The following is a 16,821-nucleotide window of genomic DNA, read 5'->3' on the forward strand; positions in this document are numbered from 1 at the left end:
TCGCTCAACCCGCACGCCCCGTCCCGGCAGCGTCGGCCTGCTCGAGCGTCCCGTGACCCGGCTCGTGGGCAAGCGCACGGCCGCACAGCTCGCCAAGCAGGGGGTGGAGACTGGGGCGGATCTGCTGCGCCTGCTGCCCCGGCGCTACGACACCTGGGGAGAGCTGACCGACATGCGCACCCTCGTCGAGGGCGAGCAGGCCACCATCCAGGCCCAGGTCGTGCGCGCCTCCTCCCGGCGCACCCGCTCCGGACGGGTCCCGGCCCTCATGGAGGCCACCGTCACCGACGGCGCCTCCACCATGGACCTCGTCCAGTTCGGTGCGGCCGGCCAGATGCGCGCCCGAGCCGCCCAGCTGGCCCCCGGAACCACCGTCCTGCTCAGCGGCAAGGTGGGACTCCACCGCGGACGCAAGCAGCTGTCCAACCCACGCCTGTACGTCCTCGACGAGCTCGATGAGGACGAGCGCGAGGCCCTGCTGGCCCGCCCCATGCCCATCTACCCCGGCACGGAGGCCCTCCCCTCCTGGCTGGTGGCCAAGGCGGTGCGCAGCGTCCTGGACCAGCTGGAGCCGGGCGATGTCGCCGACCCCCTCCCTGAGGATTTGCTGCGCGAGGCGGAGCTGGTCGACGCCTACACCGCCTACCGTTGGGTGCACCGGCCCGAGGACTCCGGGCAGTGGAAGGCCGCCCGGAAACGGCTGCGCCACGAGGAGGCCCTCATCCTGCAGGTCGCCCTGGCCCAGCGCCGAGCCCATCACGAGGCGACCCGCACCGCGGTCGCCTGGCCCGTGCCGGAGGAGGAGGGCTCCCTGAGAGCGGACCTCGACGCCCGCCTGCCCTATGACCTGACCGCCGGGCAGGAGCGGGTCGGTGAGGAGATCAGCGCCGACCTGGCCCGCACCGTTCCCATGCAGCGCCTTCTTCAGGGCGACGTGGGGAGCGGCAAGACCCTCGTGGCCCTGCGCGCCATGCTCCAGGTGGTCGGAGGTGGCGGGCAGGCCGCCCTCCTGGCCCCCACCGAGGTCCTCGCCGCCCAGCATCACTCCTCACTGGAGGCGGTCCTGGGGCCCATGGCCCGCCTCGGGATGCTTGGCGGCGCCGAACGCGCCACCCGCGTCCACCTGCTGACCGGCTCCACCCCCGCCGCTCAGCGCCGTCGGATCCTCGCTGAGCTGGCCGCCGGTGAGCCGGCGATCGTCGTGGGGACCCACGCCCTGCTGTCCGACACGGTGCAGATCCCCTTCCTCGGCCTGGTCGTCGTCGACGAGCAGCACCGCTTCGGCGTTGCCCAGCGTGACGCCCTGCGCGAGCGCGGCGGTCTGACCGACCCGGCCACCGGACAGACCCACACGCCCCACCTCCTGGTCATGACCGCCACCCCGATCCCGCGCACCATCGCCATGACGGTCTTCGGAGACCTGGCCACCTCCGTCCTGGACGAGCTGCCCGCCGGGCGCAGCGCCGTACCCACCCACCTCGTCCCGTGGTCGCGCACCTCCTGGGTGGGGGGCATCTGGCGCCGCGCCGCCGAGGAGGTCGCCTCCGGGGGGCGGGTCTACGTCGTGTGCCCACGGATCGAGGTCGACGACGAGCCCCGGCAGACGCCGATTGACGGCGCAGCGGCTGTCGATACCGACGACGGGCCGGGGCGGGAGGCGCTCGTGGAGGAGGATCCCGACCGCCCGCTGGCCGCCGTCGAGGACTGGAAGCAGCGACTGGAGGGTGAACCCGCTCTGGGGGGCATCGGCGTCGGGAGCCTCACCGGACGCATGAGCGGTGAGGACAAGGCGGCCGCCATGGCCGACTTCGCCTCGGGCACCACCCCGGTCCTGGTGTCCACCACCGTCATCGAGGTGGGGGTGGACGTGCCCGAGGCCTCCATGATGGTCATCCTGGACGCCGAGCGCTTCGGACTGTCCCAGCTCCACCAGCTGCGCGGGCGGGTCGGACGTGGCAGCAGGACGTCCCTGTGCGTGGCGGTCACCGGTGCACAGGTCGGCTCCACCGCCTTCCACCGGCTCAAGGCCTTCGCCTCCACCACGGACGGATTCGCGCTGGCCGAGGCCGACCTCGAGCTGCGCAGCGAGGGTGACGTCCTGGGGGCCTCGCAGTCGGGGCGCACCTCCGGGCTGGACCTTCTGCGCGTGACCCGCGATGCCCGCCTCATCGCCACCGCGAGGCGTCAGGCCGAGCGGATCGTGGCCGCCGATCCTCAGCTGAGCGACCACCGGGCCCTGGCCGCAGCGATCGTCGAGCGCCTCGATGAGGAGTCTCAGGCCTTCCTCGAAAGAGCCTGAAGCACCGGGGCACGGGCCGAGGAGCGTCCCCGGCTCAGGCCGGCTCGGCGAACCAGATCGTGGTCTCGCCGTACCGCTTGTCCGCGAAGCGCTCCAGCCCCGCCGGCCAGGTGGGTTCCGGTGAGCGCGTCGAGCGCTCGACGACGACGATGGTGCGCGGCGCCAGCCACGGGTCCTCACTGCGGACCAAGGGGGTGAGGATCGCCGTGAGCTCCTCCTCACTCAGCTCGTAGGGAGGGTCGATCAGCACCAGGTCCGCCGGGGTACCTGCCGGGCCGGCCAGGAAGGTGGCCGCCTTCGCGGTCACCGCCGATACCCCACTCAGGCCCAGTGAGCGGATGTTGCGTTGGCAGGTCTGCGACGCACCGCGCGAGGAGTCCACGAGCGTGACCTCGCCGGCTCCCCGGCTCGCGGCCTCCAGGCCCAGGGCGCCGGAGCCTGCGCACAGGTCCAGCACCCGGGCGCCGTCGAGCACCCCGTAGTGGTCCAGGCGGGCGAAAAGAGCCTCGCGGACGCGCTCGGAGGTGGGGCGTGTCCCGGAGCGGGGCACCTCGATCCTGCGTCCGCCCACGGTTCCGGCCACGATCCTCGTCATGGGGAAGACCCTACCCGGCTGGCAGGCCGCGGTCCCCTGTGGCCGCGGCGCTCAGCCCTCCTCGGCCGGGGCGTGCTGACCGTAGCCGGTGTCCCGGATCTTGCACGCGACCGCCTCGATCTGCTCGTCGGTGAGGATCTTGGGGCTGCCGACGGCGAGCGTGCGCAGGTAGAGCTCGCAGACCCACTCCAGCTCCTGGGCCAGGACATAGGTGGAGGGTAGATCCGGGCCGGTGACCACGGAGCCGTGGTTGCTCATGAGGGCCGCGGTGCGTCCCTCAAGGGCCTTGGCGACATTGGCAGCCAGCTCGGGGGAGCCGTAGATGGCGTAGTCGGCCACCCGCACGTCGCTGCCACCGAACATGCAGATGTAGTAGTGCACGGCCGGGAGTGCGCTCACGCCCTCGAGGCTGGCCACGGTGGTGGCCGCATAGGAGTGGGTGTGCACGACCGACATCTGTCCGGTCGCCCGCAGCGCGGTCAGGTGCAGGTCCAGCTCGCTGGCGGGCTTGAGCGGCCCCTCGACCTGCTTGCCGGTGGCGTACTCGACCACGGCGACCAGGTCGGGGCGCATCTCCTGATAGGGCAGCCCCGAGGGGGTGATGGCGACCAGGTCCCCCTCCCTGACGGACAGGTTGCCCGCGGTGCCGACGACCAGGCCGTCGTCGGACAGGTGGGAGCAGGCGTCGGCGATCTGCTGTCGAGCGTCGTTGAGAAGCATGATGGGCTCTTTCCCCGGGGCGTACCGCTGCGCGCCCCGTTGCGTCAGAAGTGGTACCGAGGCATCGTCTCATGTTGGCGCTCTCATGTCCATGATTTCGCGATTTTGTTTTCATGCTTGACATGACCGCTCGGTCGGGGCCATCCTATGTTTGCGCTCACATTGATGTGGGTCCTGGTCATCGTCGCCCAGTGAAAGGAAACTTGCCATGTCCGCTGCGTCCTACCCCGCCATCGGAATCCGTCCCCTCATTGACGGACGTCGTCGTGGCGTGAGGGAGTCCCTTGAGGACAAGACCGCTCAGCTGGCCAAGGATGTCGGCGAGCTCATCTCCTCGCGCCTGACTTACCCCGACGGCAGCCCGGTGCGCTGCGTCGTCTCCGAGACCGCGATCGGGGGCGTGGCTGAGGCCAACCGCTGCAAGGAGCAGTTCCGCACCGAGAACGTGTGCGCCGACCTGACCGTCACCGCCTCCTGGAACTACATCACCGAGGTCCTCGACCTCGACCCCTCCATCCCGCATGCCATCTGGGGCTTCAATGGCACCGAGCGTCCCGGGGCCGTGACCCTGGCCGCCGCGGCCGCCGCCTACAACATGCTGGGCATCCCCTGCTTCGGCATCTACGGCCACGACGTGCAGGACGCCGACGACTCGGGCCTGACCGACGACGTCGTCGAGAACATTCTGCGCTACGTACGAGCCGCCCTGGGGGTCGGCCTCATGAAGGGGCGCAGCTATCTCTCGATCGGGACCGTCTCCATGGGGATCGCCGGCTGTCGCGTCCCGGAGCAGTTCTTCGTCGACTACCTGGGGATGCGGGCCGAGTACATCGACATGATTGAGATCGACCGCCGTATCGCGCACGGCATCTACGACCACCAGGAGTACGAGACCGCCCTGGCCTGGGCCCGGGAGCACCTCACCATCGGGGAGAACCGCAACCCCGAGGCCAACCGCTTCACCCAGGAGGAGTACGACGAGCAGTTCGACTACTGCATCAAGATGCTCCTCATCGGCCGCGACCTCATGGAGGGCAACCCCGCCCTGGCCGAGCTGGGCTTCGTCGAGGAGGCCGAGGGCCACGACGCCATCGCGGCGGGCTTCCAGGGGCAGCGTCAGTGGACCGACTACAAGCCCAACGGCGACATCCTCGAGACCTTCCTCAACACCACCTTCGACTGGAACGGCAAGCGGCCCGAGAAGGTCTTCGCCACGGAGGGCGACGCCGGCAACGCCGTGGCCATGCTCTTCAACTCCGTCCTGACTCACCGTCCCCAGCTCTTCAGCGACGTGCGCACCTACTGGAGCCCCGAGGCCGTTGAGCGGGTCACCGGTTACAAGCTCGAGGGGCGCGCCGAGAACGGCTTCATCGACCTGCGCAACTCCGGGGCCACCACCCTCAACGCCACCGGCGAGGAGAAGGATGCCGAGGGCAACCCCATCATCAAGCACTGGTGGGAGATCACCGAGGCGGACATCGAGGCGGATCTGAAGGCCTCTACCTTCCATGCCGCCACCCGCGAGTACTTCCCCGGAGGCGGCTTCTCCACGCACTTCACCACCGCCGGCGGCATGCCCGTCACCGCGACCCGCCTGAACTTTGTGGCCGGCCAGGGACCGGTCCTCCAGATCTCCGAGGGCTGGACCGTGGAGCTGCCCGACGACGTGCGCGACCAGATCGTCAACCGTACCGACCCGACCTGGCCGACGACCTTCTTCGTCCCGCGCCTGACCGGCCAGGGCGCCTTCACCTCCGTCTACGACTGGATGGCCAACTGGGGTGCCAACCACACGGCCACCGGCTACGGGCACTTCGGCGCCGACCTCATCACCCTGGCCTCGATGCTGCGCATTCCTGTCTACATGCACAATGTCGAGCCCGAGAGGATCCTGCGCCCCAAGGCGTGGGTGCCCTTCGGCACCGCCGAGCCCGAGAGCGCCGACTTCCGGGCCTGCGCCACCTTCGGTCCTCTCTACCGCTGAAGGATCGCCGTCATGACGAGCACCGACGAGCACCACGCCCTTGCCCTCGACCTCGGCTCCAGCTCCGTGCGAGCGGTCCTGGGGACCTACCGGCAGGGGACCATCAGCACCGAGGAGGTCTTCCGCCTCCACCACCAGGTGGTGGACGACCGCGGCACCCTCACCTGGGATCTCGAGCGCATCATGGATGGTGTTCGTCGGAGCATCGCCATGGCGACGCAGCGCCTGGGGCGGGTCCCCGACTCCATCGGCATCGACACCTGGGGAGTGGACTACGGCCTGCTCGACGGACGCGGAGAGCTGCTGCGTGCCCCGCGCGCCTACCGGGACCGGCGCATGGCCCGCTGGGCCGCGGATTTGGACCGCGCCCTGCCTGCGGAGACGGCTTGGAAAGAGACCGGCATCCTGCCCCAGCAGATCAACACGGTCTACCAGCTCTACGCGGACCTGAGGCAGGAGCCCGACCTCATCGGTCGCGTGGATCGCTTCCTGCCCCTGCCCGACCTCGTGGCCCACCTGCTCGGGGCCCCTGTGCAGGCGGGGCGGGCGATCGCCTCGACCACTGGGCTCGCCTCACCCGGGGCGCGCGAGTGGTCGGCTCGCGTGCTCCAGGCCGCCGGGATCCCCGAGGAGTGGATGCCCCCGCTCGTCGACGACGCCACGGTGGCCGGCGCGACCCCGGAGGGGATCACCATCGTGCGTCCTGGCGGGCATGACACCGCCTGTGCCGTTCACGCGCTCGGTCTGGCCGGCGACGAGGTGCGTCTGTTCATCTCCTCAGGATCCTGGAGCCTCATCGGGGCCGCCGTTCCCAGTCCCGTCCTGGATGAAGCGGCGCTGCGGGCCGGACTGACCAACGAGGTCCGCACCGACGGAGGTATCCGGCTGCTGCGCAACCTCACCGGCTTTTGGCTGCTCCAGGAGTGCCAGCGCTCCTGGAACGAGCCCGATACCGGTGCGCTGGTCGAGGCGGCAGGGGAGTGCCCCTCCCTCGGGGTCGTCATCGACCCCGATGACGAGCTCTTCGCCAGTCCCGGCGACATGCCGGACAAGATCGCCCAGTGGTGCCGCAGTCACTACAAGGTGGCTCCCGAGGGGCCGGCACAGATGGTCCGGCTCATCCTCGAGTCGCTCGCCTGCGCCCACGCCGCCTACGCCCAGGGGCTGCAGGACGTCGTCGGCGACCAGCTGGATCCGGCGGCACCGATCCACCTGGTGGGAGGCGGGGCTCGCAACAGCCTCCTGCCGGCCATGACGGCGGCGGCCTGCCACCGTCGGGTCATCGTGGGCACGCCGGAGGCCAGTGCCCTGGGCAATATTCTCGCCCAGCTCGAGGCCACCGAGGTCCTCGACCCCAGCGCGCGCGGTGAGGTGCTGCGCCGCAGCGTCGGCTCCGTGGAGGTCGAGGCCTCCGGGACCATCGCCGATCCCGGCGCCTTCGACGCCATGCGGGAACGGCTGGGCAACGCCACCGCCGACTGACCGCCTGGCACGTCGAGCGCAACCACACATTGAACTGAACACCCACCACACGAAAGGAGCAACGATGCTCCGCAACATTCCCGCCAACCTGTCACCCGAACTCGTCAAGATCCTGCTCGAGATGGGCCATGGAGATGAGATTCTCCTGGCCGATGCGAACTTCCCCGGGCACCACCTCCACCCCACTACGGTGCGGGCCGACGGCTTGGGGATCCCCGACCTGCTGAGGTCCATCCTCACGCTCATGCCCCTGGACCGCTACAGCAGCTACCAGGTGGCCCTCATGGAGACGGTGGGCGACGACCCTCGGCCTCCGGTGTGGGACGTCTATGAGCAGATCTGGAACGAGGCCGAGAAGGATGCCGGACCGGTGAGCGTCAGGACGATTGAGCGCATGGCCTTCTACGACTACACCCCCAGCGTCTACGCCGTCGTCCTCACCGGGGAGACCGCCCTGTACGGCAACCTCATTCTCAAGAAGGGCGTGCTGTGATGACTGCGATCCGTGAGTCCGTGGCTGAGGAGGCCCCCGTCCGGGAGGGGACGGCCAAGCGGGGGTTCCTGTATCCCGGCATGGTGCTGCCCTTCTGTCTGCTGGTCTCCTGCTTCGCGGCGTGGGGAATGGCTGGAGACATGACCGCACCGCTCGTCAAGGTCTTCCGTTCGGTCTTCTCCATGAACAATGCCCAGTCCTCCTTGGTGCAGTCGGCCTACTATGGGGCTTACTTCTGCCTGGCGATCCCGGCGGCCTTCATCAACAGTCGTCTGGGATACAAGGGAGGGGTCCTCATCGGACTCGGCCTGGCCGCTGCGGGGGGACTTTTGTTCATTCCTGCGTCCCACGTCATGACCTACTCGATGTTCCTGGCCGCGTTATTCACCCTGGCCTCAGGGCTGTCCATTCTGGAGACGAGTGCCAACCCCTTCGTGATGTCGATGGGGCCGGAGCACAATGCCACGCGGCGCCTCAACTTCGCGCAGGCCTTCAACCCTATTGGATCCAACCTTGGGGTGCTGATTGCGACGACACTCATCCTCCCCTACGTCAATCCCGCGACGGCGGAGCAGCGAGCGTCCATGAGTGAGGCCGAGCTGCTGTCCACCCGCTCCTCCGAGCTGCAGGCCGTCATGGGACCCTTCGTGGCACTCAGCCTGTTCTACATCGCTCTGGCGGTATCGATCGCCTTCGTCAAGGTGACCGAAGCGCCTGTGGCCACCTCGGGGCAAACGGCTTCATCGGGTGGGCGGCTCACGCGACTGCTGGGCAATAAGCGCTACAGCTTCGGGGTCGTTGCCCAGTTCTTCAACATTGCGGCTCAGACTTGCATCTGGACCTTCACCCTTCACTACGTCACAGATGCTCTGGGGGTGTCGGACAAGGTCGCCGGATACTGGTTGCAGGCGAGTCTCATTGTCTTCCTGGTCTTCCGTTTTCTCATGGTGGGGCTCATGGGACGATTCGATGCCCGCAAGCTCATGATCGTCATGTGCCTGTTCGGTGTCGGGCTGTCACTGTTCGCGATGGTGAGTGTTAATATTGCCGGAGCCGTCGCAGTGGCGATGATGTCAGCCAGCATCTCGCTGCTGTTCCCCACCATCTACGGTGAGGCCCTCAAGGGGTTGGGAGAGGACACTAAGTTCGGGGCCGCCGGCCTGGTCATGGCCATTATTGGTGGCGCTACGATGCCTCTGGTTCAAGGGTGGATCATGGACCGCACCTCAGCGTCATTCTCCTATGTGACGGTGGGTGTCTGCCTGAGTATCGTCGCCGCCTACGGGTTCTACACGCTGCGCGTGGACTGCGAGGACACCGCGACGGCCACCGTGTCTGGAACCTGAGCGTTCGGTCTCTGCAGGGTGGTGCCGAAGACAACCGCGCCGTAAGAACCTGCCCATGCGGATGGGGGCTGCCTGGAGCACAGGGAGCCCCCACCCGCACTTATGACGATGTCACCCGGACGACTGACCGGGCGAGGAGTCTCGAATCACCAGCTGTGGGGTCAGGGTGACCTTGCGAGGGGCGCCTCCCTCCATGAGCTCATCGGACAGGCTCAGTGCGGCCCTTCCCAGGGCGTCGAAGTCCTGCGTGACGCTGGACAGGGATGGGGTCGCCCAACGTGCCAGGGGGATGTCATCGAAGCCGACGACGGCGACGTCATCGGGAATCCTCACGCCGGCGGCGAGCAGCTCATGGCACAGCCCCAGGGCGATGTCATCGTTGGCGGCGAAGACGGCGTCGGGCAGACCGCTGTCGAGCAGGCGCTGAGCAACTCTGGCCCCGGCCTCTCCCGTCCAGGCGTCCGTACCCACCCAGCGGCCGGGAACCCTGGCCTGCGCGCACACCGACTGGTAGGCGGCCAGGCGCTCCGAGGCGTCCTGCCAGGACAGGTCCCCGGTGACGTGCAGCAGGCGGCTGCGACCCTGATCCAGAAGATGCTCCGTGGCCAGCCTGGCGCCCCGGGCCTGGTCGATGGAGACGGTGGCCAGCTCGGAGAACTCGTGCTGACCCGAGATGATGGCCACGACCGGACCGCGGTGGCGCTGGGACGAGAGGATGGTCAGGACGTCGGCGCGCTGGGCCAGGACCACGATGGTCGCCACGCGGTGACCGTGCAGGTGGGCCAGTGCCTGTCGCACGGACTCCGGGTCGCTTCCCTCGGCGGTGGCCAGGACGAAGGTGTCCCCCCGCTCGCGCACCGCCCTGGCGATCGCGGAGAAGGTGGAGGCCATCCCGTGTGCCAGCCCGGCCGTCAGCAGGATGCCCACGGCCCCGGAGGAGCCCGAGGCCAGTGACCGGGCGGCGAGGTTCGGCTCGTAACCCAGCGCTTGAACGGCCGCCAGAACCTTCTGACGTGTCTCGGGGCGGACCGACGGGTGGTTGTTGAGTACGCGGGAGACGGTCTGCGCTGAGACTCCGACGGCCTCGGCCACGTCACTGAGGGTCACGCGTGTGGACACAAGGGAAATATAGCAGCGCCGCCCCAGGATCCCGGGGTGGCGCGTTGGCGTGCTGGCGCGGGTGGTGCGGCGCGCGTCCCGCACCGCGGCGGGCCCAGCCAGTAGCGTGACCGTATGAGCCTGGCCGTCTACCCCGGAAGCTTCGATCCCCTCACCCTGGGGCACGTCGACATCGCCGCCCGCGCGACCACGCTCTTCGACGTCGTCGTCATCGGAATCGCCCACAACGCCGCCAAGGCCGGACGCCACCTGCTCGACGTCCACGAACGCCTCCGCCTGGCCAAGGAGGCCACCTCCCACCTGCCCGGCGTCGAGGTGGACATCATCCCCGGGCTCCTGGCCGACTACTGCAGCCGGCGCGGCGCCAGCGCCATCATCAAGGGCCTGCGCAGCGGCAGTGACCTGGACGCCGAGCTGCCCATGGCCCTGCTCAACCGCGACCTGGGGGCACCCGAGACGGTCTTCCTGCCCGCGTCCGCCGCCTACGCGCACATCTCCTCCTCCCTCGTCAAGGACGTCGCCGGCTATGGGCGGGACGTCTCCGCCCTCGTCCCGCCCGCTGTGGCCCACGCCCTGGCGGTCAGGCTGGCTCAGGCCTCCGGGGCCGCAGCCCACGACGGCGTCGAATCAGGACTCGTCCCGCCCGGGACCCCGCCAAGCCGCTTCGTCGGCGCCGACCACACTCGAGAGGACCTACCGTGACGACCAGCCGCGATGCCGGAGAAGACCTGCTGCGCATCCTCGATGAGCTCGACGAGCTCATCAGCAACGCCCGATCCATGCCGATGAGCGCCTCGGCGATCGTCAACCGGGAGAACGCCCTGCACCTCATCGACAGGGCTCGTGACGCGGTCCCGAGTGCCGTTCGTCGCGCCGAGAAGATCGTCGCCGATGCCGACGCCGTCCTGGCTGAGGGACGGGCCGAGTCCGAACGGCTCGTCCAGTACGCCCAGGAGGAGTCCGAGCGGCTCGTGGCCGGGGAGAACATCGTGCGCATGGCCAATGACCGGGCCGACAGCATCGTGGCCGCGGCGGAGGACAAGGCCGCCTCCCTGCGTCACGGGGCCGATGAGTACTCCGACCGCACCCTGGCCTCCCTGGAGGCCGAGGTCGCCAAGGTTGCCGAGCAGATCCGCGCCGGCCGCGAGGTCCTGGCCGGCCGCCTGGGGGACGGCGCGGGCCAGCCGGTGGAGATCCAGGAGCCCGTGCGCCGTCGCTCGGGCTGGTCCGTGGACCCCTCCGCCCACTGAACCAGAGGCGCCGCAGCCCCACCGGGTACGCTCGCACCAGAAACCTCGTCCATCACCCCGCCCACCAGCCGCCCAGCACCTGGTGCATCACCTGGGCATCACGCGGACATCATGCCGTTGGGCCCCTCGGTCATCGCTGGATGCGGCGCGGTCAACCCGCTGTGGAGGAACCCCATGTCAGGACTCGTCGTCGATATCGTCGATCTGCCCCGTGCCACCGGCTCGGTCAAGAACCTGCAGATCCGCACCCCCGCTCCCGCCGACCTGGGCACCGAGGTCATCGGCGTGCCCGAGGGCAGCGACCTCGCCCTCGACGTCACCCTGACCTCCATGGACGACGGCGTCCTGGCGCAGGCCGACGCCGACCTGCACGTCCACGGCGAGTGCGTGCGCTGCCTGCGCGACCTCGATGAGGACCGCAGCGTGAGGATCGACGAGCTCTACCTCTTCCCCCAGGTCATCGAGGCCCAGCGGGCCGAAGGAGATGAGGAGGCAGAGGACCTCCTGGCGGTGGGGGAGACCACCCTGGACCTCGAACCGGCACTGCGCGACGCCCTGGTGCCCACGCTGCCCTTCCAGCCCCTGTGCCGCCCCGACTGCCCCGGACTGTGCGCTGACTGCGGCAAGCGGCTCGAGGACCTGCCCGCCGACCACCACCACGAGGTCCTCGACCCGCGCTGGTCCGCCCTGGCCGGCCTGCTGGAGACCGAGACCGGTCAGGAGGGCGAGCAGGACGCGGCCACGAGCGGGGAGGAACAGGCCTGATGGCCAAGCGCCGCAGCGCCCCGCCCGCGCGCACCGACACCGAGGCCCTCGTCTACCGCTGGGGGCCGAGCATTGACACCCAGCTGCTCGACCTGGCCCTGACCCACCGCTCCTACGCCCACGAGAACGGCGGCCTGCCCACCAATGAGCGTCTGGAGTTCCTGGGCGACTCCGTCCTGGGCATCATCGTCACCGAGTACCTCTACCGCACCCACCCGGAGGTCCCCGAGGGCCAGCTCGCCAAGATGCGCGCAGCCACCGTCTCCGAGCCGGCCCTGGCCGCCGTCGCCCGCGACCTGGGACTGGGGGAGTTCATCAAGCTCGGCAAGGGCGAGGCGCTCTCGGGCGGGCGGGACAAAGACTCCATCCTGTCCGACACGGTCGAGGCCCTCATTGGCGCCACCTACCTCACCCACGGTCTGGAGGAGACCCGCACGGTCGTCACCCGGCTCGTCTCCCGCTTCCTGGACTCGGCCCGCACCCGCGGCGCGGGCCTGGACTGGAAGACGAGCCTCCAGGAGCTCACTGCTGTCCACCAGCTCGGCAACCCCGCCTACGAGGTCACCGGAACCGGTCCCGATCACCAGCGGGTCTTCACCGCCAGCGCCATCGTTGACGGCCGGGTTCTGGGACAGGGCACCGGCAGCTCGAAGAAGGTCGCCGAGCACGACGCCGCTGAGGCCGCCTACGCCGCCATCCTGGCCGCCCGGGGCGATGGCGGTCTCAACCTCCCCGGTGTCAACGAGGCCCTGCGCGCCGACCTGCTCACCGGGCAGACCCTCCAGACGAGCTGATGCCAGAGCTGCCCGAGGTCGAGGTGGTGCGTGCCGGTCTCGCCCGGCATGTGGCCGGACGCACCGTCACCCGCGTCGAGATCCTCGACCCGCGTCCGCTGCGCCGCCAGGACGGGGGAGCGCAGGCCTTCGTCGACCAGCTCACCGGGCGCACCCTGACCGCGGCCGTCCGCCGCGGGAAGTTCCTGTGGCTGACCCTGGACGACGGACGTGCCCTGTCGGCCCACCTGGGCATGAGCGGCCAGCTGCTCGTGCGCGGCACCACCGCCGCGACCGCTCCTGACGTTGCCCCGGAGTCCAACCGTGCCGCGGCCTTCCTGGCCGACCCGGACACCCTGCCCGGCGGGCGCCCCGTGGACCTGAGCGCCACTGAGCAGCCCCGCTACGTGCGGGACATCTCCACCTCCGCCCGTCACCTGCGAGTGCGCCTCCACCTCAGTACCGACCGCGATGACGACAGCGGCAACGGCGACGACGACAGGGCCGGCGGGGCGGTGCTCGACCTGGTCGACCAGCGCATGCTCGGTGGCCTGCACGTCGTCGACCTGACTCCCACGGTCGACGGCGCTCCCGGCGGGATGGGTGACCCGCGGCCGCTGCTGCCCGCCGACGCCACCCATATCGCCCGTGACCTGCTCGACCCCGCCCTGGAACTGACCGGCCCCACCGGCGTCGTCGCCCAGGTGCGCGCCTCGAGGCGCGCGATCAAGACCCAGCTGCTCGACCAGGGACTCGTCTCGGGCATCGGCAACATCTACGCCGACGAGGGCCTGTGGGAGGCCGGGGTGCACGGCCTGCGCCCGGGAACCGGTCTTGGCCCACGGGTGGTGGCCCGGATCCTTGAGTCCACCGCTGAGGTGATGCGCCGGGCCCTTGAGGTAGGCGGCACGAGCTTCGATGCCCTCTACGTCGATGTCGAGGGCGCCGCCGGGTTCTTCGCCCGTGAGCTGGGCGCCTACGGGCGCCAGGGACTGGAGTGCCGCCGCTGCAAGACCACCATGGTGCGCGAGGCCCTGGGAGGGCGTTCTCACACCTACTGTCCCCGTTGCCAGACCCGTCCGCGCCGGCACCGGTAGGCGCCGCCAGTGCTCGCAGGGAGCCTCCGCAACAGCATCGCCACAGCGCTGCCAGGGTTGTGACGTAGGTTTCCATACCCTGGTAATGTCACGAGTATGGCACACACCCCATCGTCGGAGATCGTCCGCGTCATGATCGTGGACGACCACGAGATCGTCCGTCGCGGCATCGCCGAGATCATTGACCGCGCCGATGGGCTCGACGTCGTCGCCGAGGCGGGATCTCGGGCCGAGGCGGTGCGTCGGGCCGAGCTGGTTCGCCCCGATGTCATCCTCGTGGACCTCCAGCTGCCCGACGGCACTGGCATCGAGCTCATGCAGGAGCTGAGGGACTCCGTGCCCCAGGCCCTGCCGATCGTGCTGACCTCCTTCGACGACGACGAGGCCCTGGCCGAGGCCCTGGCGGCAGGTGCCCGGGCCTACCTGCTCAAGACGGTCCACGGCGCTGAGATCAGCGACGTCGTGCGGGCCGTCGCCTCCGGGCGCGTCCTGCTCGACGAGCGCACCGTGACGCGCCGCCGGGCGGACCACGACGACCCCACCGCCGACCTGACCAACGCCGAGCGCAAGGTCCTCGACCTCATCGGTGACGGCCTGTCCAACCGGGAGATCGGTGAGCGGCTCGGAGTCGCCGAGAAGACGGTCAAGAACCACATCACCTCCCTACTGGCCAAGATGGGTCTGCAGCGACGCACCCAGGTCGCGGCCTGGGTCGCCGGCCAGCGGGCCTCGGGCTGGCGCAACAGCTGACGGTTCCTCCGACGCGCTGAGCCCGCCACCGAGGGACGCACGTGGACTCAGCGCACCCGGCCGCCCCCGTCCAGGGGCACTCGCCAGGTGAAGCAGGTGCCGCGCCGCTCGCCGTCGGAGCGGGCCCGCGGACCGATGACGAAGCTGCCGCCGTGGCGGCGGGCCCGCTCGGCCATGTTGGCCGTCCCCGAACGGCGCGTCACTGAGGGATTCACCCCGACGCCGTCGTCACGGCAGACGATCTCCACCACCGGGCTGCCCCGGAAGGGCTCGGCGTCTCCCGAGGCGTGACCCTCGTCGTCGCCGGGGCCGCAGCACTGCTCCGAGCCCGGCTGCACCCCTTCGATCTTGACGTCCACCGTCACCGAGGAGGCGTGGGCGTGACGGGCCACGTTGCTCAGTCCCTCGCGCACGACGGCGACCATGTCGTCGGCGATGTCCGGTGGCACGGCGGCGTCGACCGAGGCGATGAGCCGGTCCTCCTCGTCGCGGTCCACCTGGGCCAGACCCCGGCCGTCGACGCTCAGCAGCAGCGAGGGGGCGTAGCCCAGGGCGTTTCGGGCCAGGGATGCCTCGCGCCGCAGCCGCTCGATCACCCCGACCTCCTCATCGCGGTCGCGCAGGGAACGCACGATGGAGCGGATCTGGCCCACGGAGTCGTCCACCGCCTCCAGGGCGGTGCTCAGCACGGAGCACACAGCGTCCAGGTCCGCATGCTCGCTGGAGGCCAGCCGTTCCCGGGCCGCCGAGATTTGCATGCCGGTGGCGAAGAGCTGCTGGATGGCCAGGTCGTGCAGATCCCGGCCGATCCGGGCCCGCTCATCGAGCAGCGTGGCCATCTCCTCAGCGTGCTGGGCGTCGGCCAGCTCGAAGGCCATGGTGGCCTGCCCCGCCACGAGCTCGGCGATCTCCAGGTCCTGGGCGGTGAAGGGTGCCGCGCCGGGGGAGCGCAGCAGCAGCATTACCCCCACGCCCCGCCCCCGGTGGATCATGGGGGCGTAGAGGGCCGGCCCGAACTGGGCCAGCTGGGGGACCATCAGGTCGCCGTCGCCCCAGGCGTTCTCCAGGGAGTCCACGACCAGGCCGGTCTGATGGGCCAGGGTGGTCAGGGCCCGACCCTCGGGCGGGAAGAAGGTGCCGATCAGCTCCCGGGCGTGCTCGCCGTCGGCGATCTCGCAGATCCAGCGCTCCCCGATACTGGGCAGGATGAGGGCGGCCGTGTCGGCGTGAGCGACCTGGCGGACGCGGTGGGCGATGAGTGTCAGCGCGTCATCCTCCTCGGCGCCCGAGAGCAGTAGCGTCGTCAGCTCCTGGGAGACGACCATCCACTGCTCGCGGTCACGGGCCTCGCGGTACAGGCGGGCGTTGTCCACGGCGACGGCTGCGGCCTGGGCCAGGGTCAGGACGGCGTCGGCGTCCGAGCGGGTGAAGCCCCCCGGCTTGTCGCACAGGTAGAGGTGTCCGTAGACCTGGTCGTGAAGGCGCAGCGGGGCTGAGAGCAGGCTGCCGGTCTCCTCACCCTCGATGGCTCCGGTGAAGGCCGATGTCCTGCCCAGGTCGTTGTCGATGACCATCCCGGTGTTCTCGAGTCCGCTGAGCAGGGACTCAGAGGAGGTGCGCGAAGCGCCGGTGGTATCGGGGGCGCCGGCCATCTGGGCGAGCTCATCGAGGGTCGCCGTGGGCACCCCGCTGCACAGACCGGTGCCCGAGCTCGCGTCGGAGGGATCGGGCGAGAGTATGCCGGCCGGGTCAACATCCATGTCCGCGTGGTTGAGCACGGCGATGGTTCCCCACGAGGCACCCGTGATGGAGCAGGCCGACTCCACCAGACGGCGCAGCGCGTCGGGGACCCGCAGAGAGCTGGTCAGGCTCAGGGCCGCCTGAATGAGGGCGACAGTCGCCTCGTCCAGGCTCGGCTGAAGGGCCGACGCCCGGCGGCCACGGGTGGAGACCAGCTGGTCGGCGTGGACGGCGTAGGCCAGACGCCCCGCCGCGGCGTTGTCCTCCGAAGAGGTCGCCAGCGCCTCCTCACGTGGCGCCGGGGGGCCGTCGAGCTCCTCCGGGACGTCCTCAGGCACACCGGGGAAGCCAAGACCGTCGCCGAGAGTGTCTGCTGCGTGCTGCGGGTGGGGTGTCGTCATCGTGCTC

15 protein-coding genes are annotated in these 16,821 nt (G+C 69.9%); 11 read left to right on the forward strand and 4 right to left on the reverse strand.

Annotated elements, in window-relative coordinates:
- Window positions 1–52 precede the first annotated feature (52 nt).
- Window positions 53–2,299 carry an ATP-dependent DNA helicase RecG gene (locus HW274_RS04925; protein WP_185989566.1) on the forward strand — a complete coding sequence of 749 codons (2,247 nt, stop codon included), beginning with the start codon at window positions 53–55 and terminating at the stop codon, window positions 2,297–2,299.
- A gap of 34 nt (window positions 2,300–2,333) precedes the next feature.
- Here HW274_RS04925 and rsmD read toward each other — a convergent pair whose 3' ends face one another.
- On the reverse strand, window positions 2,334–2,894 hold the full coding sequence (rsmD, locus tag HW274_RS04930) for a 16S rRNA (guanine(966)-N(2))-methyltransferase RsmD (RefSeq protein ID WP_185989347.1): 561 nt from the start codon (window positions 2,892–2,894) through the stop codon (window positions 2,334–2,336).
- A gap of 51 nt (window positions 2,895–2,945) precedes the next feature.
- Window positions 2,946–3,614 carry a class II aldolase/adducin family protein gene (locus HW274_RS04935; protein WP_185989348.1) on the reverse strand — a complete coding sequence of 223 codons (669 nt, stop codon included), beginning with the start codon at window positions 3,612–3,614 and terminating at the stop codon, window positions 2,946–2,948.
- Between the two features lie 208 nt (window positions 3,615–3,822).
- On the opposite strand from HW274_RS04935, the gene HW274_RS04940 reads away from it, so the two are divergent.
- The 4 genes from HW274_RS04940 (at window position 3,823) to fucP (ending at window position 8,919) form a co-directional block, all read left to right on the forward strand.
- Entirely contained in the window at window positions 3,823–5,598 is a 1,776-nt protein-coding gene (locus HW274_RS04940) for an L-fucose isomerase (protein WP_185989349.1), read from the forward strand.
- A 12-nt stretch (window positions 5,599–5,610) separates the two neighbouring features.
- Window positions 5,611–7,080 (forward strand): rhamnulokinase family protein, encoded by a 1,470-nt coding sequence (locus tag HW274_RS04945; protein ID WP_185989350.1) that lies wholly within the window; start codon window positions 5,611–5,613, stop codon window positions 7,078–7,080.
- A gap of 64 nt (window positions 7,081–7,144) precedes the next feature.
- The gene (locus HW274_RS04950; RefSeq protein WP_075404016.1) at window positions 7,145–7,573 is read left to right on the forward strand and encodes an RbsD/FucU family protein; all 429 of its coding nucleotides are present in this window, start codon (window positions 7,145–7,147) and stop codon (window positions 7,571–7,573) included.
- Window positions 7,573–8,919 carry an L-fucose:H+ symporter permease gene (fucP, locus tag HW274_RS04955; RefSeq protein WP_185989351.1) on the forward strand — a complete coding sequence of 449 codons (1,347 nt, stop codon included), beginning with the start codon at window positions 7,573–7,575 and terminating at the stop codon, window positions 8,917–8,919. Before HW274_RS04950 ends, fucP begins: the two co-directional genes overlap by 1 nt.
- A 111-nt stretch (window positions 8,920–9,030) precedes the next feature.
- Here the strand turns inward: fucP and HW274_RS04960 are convergent, their stop codons facing one another.
- A complete protein-coding gene (locus HW274_RS04960; RefSeq protein ID WP_185989352.1) occupies window positions 9,031–10,038 on the reverse strand; it encodes a LacI family DNA-binding transcriptional regulator in 1,008 nt (335 codons plus the stop codon).
- Window positions 10,039–10,152: 114 nt separating this feature from the next.
- Between HW274_RS04960 and coaD the strand changes: the two genes are divergently transcribed.
- The 6 genes from coaD to HW274_RS04990 all read left to right on the forward strand — a co-directional run bounded on the left by coaD (window position 10,153) and on the right by HW274_RS04990 (window position 14,673).
- On the forward strand, window positions 10,153–10,740 hold the full coding sequence (coaD, locus tag HW274_RS04965) for a pantetheine-phosphate adenylyltransferase (protein WP_185989353.1): 588 nt from the start codon (window positions 10,153–10,155) through the stop codon (window positions 10,738–10,740).
- On the forward strand, window positions 10,737–11,288 hold the full coding sequence (locus HW274_RS04970) for a hypothetical protein (RefSeq protein WP_004565185.1): 552 nt from the start codon (window positions 10,737–10,739) through the stop codon (window positions 11,286–11,288). Before coaD ends, HW274_RS04970 begins: the two co-directional genes overlap by 4 nt.
- Before the next feature lie 174 nt (window positions 11,289–11,462).
- Window positions 11,463–12,053: a DUF177 domain-containing protein gene (locus HW274_RS04975; protein ID WP_185989354.1), complete on the forward strand. Its 591-nt coding sequence runs from the start codon at window positions 11,463–11,465 to the stop codon at window positions 12,051–12,053.
- Window positions 12,053–12,847 carry a ribonuclease III gene (rnc, locus tag HW274_RS04980; protein ID WP_075255085.1) on the forward strand — a complete coding sequence of 265 codons (795 nt, stop codon included), beginning with the start codon at window positions 12,053–12,055 and terminating at the stop codon, window positions 12,845–12,847. The genes HW274_RS04975 and rnc overlap by 1 nt, the downstream gene beginning before the upstream one ends.
- Entirely contained in the window at window positions 12,847–13,923 is a 1,077-nt protein-coding gene (mutM, locus tag HW274_RS04985) for a bifunctional DNA-formamidopyrimidine glycosylase/DNA-(apurinic or apyrimidinic site) lyase (protein WP_185989355.1), read from the forward strand. Before rnc ends, mutM begins: the two co-directional genes overlap by 1 nt.
- Window positions 13,924–14,019: 96 nt before the next feature.
- The gene (locus HW274_RS04990; protein WP_004565181.1) at window positions 14,020–14,673 is read left to right on the forward strand and encodes a response regulator transcription factor; all 654 of its coding nucleotides are present in this window, start codon (window positions 14,020–14,022) and stop codon (window positions 14,671–14,673) included.
- A 47-nt stretch (window positions 14,674–14,720) separates the two neighbouring features.
- Here the strand turns inward: HW274_RS04990 and HW274_RS04995 are convergent, their stop codons facing one another.
- Window positions 14,721–16,814: a GAF domain-containing protein gene (locus HW274_RS04995; RefSeq protein WP_075255082.1), complete on the reverse strand. Its 2,094-nt coding sequence runs from the start codon at window positions 16,812–16,814 to the stop codon at window positions 14,721–14,723.
- Window positions 16,815–16,821: the final 7 nt, after the last annotated feature.

Origin of the sequence: Actinomyces sp. oral taxon 169 (assembly GCF_013394715.1) — a bacterium.
In the GTDB taxonomy this organism is placed as follows: Bacteria; Actinomycetota; Actinomycetes; order Actinomycetales; family Actinomycetaceae; genus Actinomyces.

Excerpts from the sequence above, each read along its gene's own strand:
- fucP (WP_185989351.1), top strand. The coding sequence starts at position 7,573 with ATGACTGCGATCCGTGAGTCCGTGGCTGAGGAGGCCCCCGTCCGGGAG.
- HW274_RS04990 (WP_004565181.1), top strand. The coding sequence starts at position 14,020 with ATGGCACACACCCCATCGTCGGAGATCGTCCGCGTCATGATCGTGGAC.
- HW274_RS04935 (WP_185989348.1), bottom strand. The coding sequence starts at position 3,614 with ATGCTTCTCAACGACGCTCGACAGCAGATCGCCGACGCCTGCTCCCAC.
- HW274_RS04975 (WP_185989354.1), top strand. The coding sequence starts at position 11,463 with ATGTCAGGACTCGTCGTCGATATCGTCGATCTGCCCCGTGCCACCGGC.
- HW274_RS04940 (WP_185989349.1), top strand. The coding sequence starts at position 3,823 with ATGTCCGCTGCGTCCTACCCCGCCATCGGAATCCGTCCCCTCATTGAC.
- mutM (WP_185989355.1), top strand. The coding sequence starts at position 12,847 with ATGCCAGAGCTGCCCGAGGTCGAGGTGGTGCGTGCCGGTCTCGCCCGG.
- rnc (WP_075255085.1), top strand. The coding sequence starts at position 12,053 with ATGGCCAAGCGCCGCAGCGCCCCGCCCGCGCGCACCGACACCGAGGCC.
- HW274_RS04945 (WP_185989350.1), top strand. The coding sequence starts at position 5,611 with ATGACGAGCACCGACGAGCACCACGCCCTTGCCCTCGACCTCGGCTCC.
- rsmD (WP_185989347.1), bottom strand. The coding sequence starts at position 2,894 with ATGACGAGGATCGTGGCCGGAACCGTGGGCGGACGCAGGATCGAGGTG.
- coaD (WP_185989353.1), top strand. The coding sequence starts at position 10,153 with ATGAGCCTGGCCGTCTACCCCGGAAGCTTCGATCCCCTCACCCTGGGG.
- HW274_RS04995 (WP_075255082.1), bottom strand. The coding sequence starts at position 16,814 with ATGACGACACCCCACCCGCAGCACGCAGCAGACACTCTCGGCGACGGT.
- HW274_RS04950 (WP_075404016.1), top strand. The coding sequence starts at position 7,145 with ATGCTCCGCAACATTCCCGCCAACCTGTCACCCGAACTCGTCAAGATC.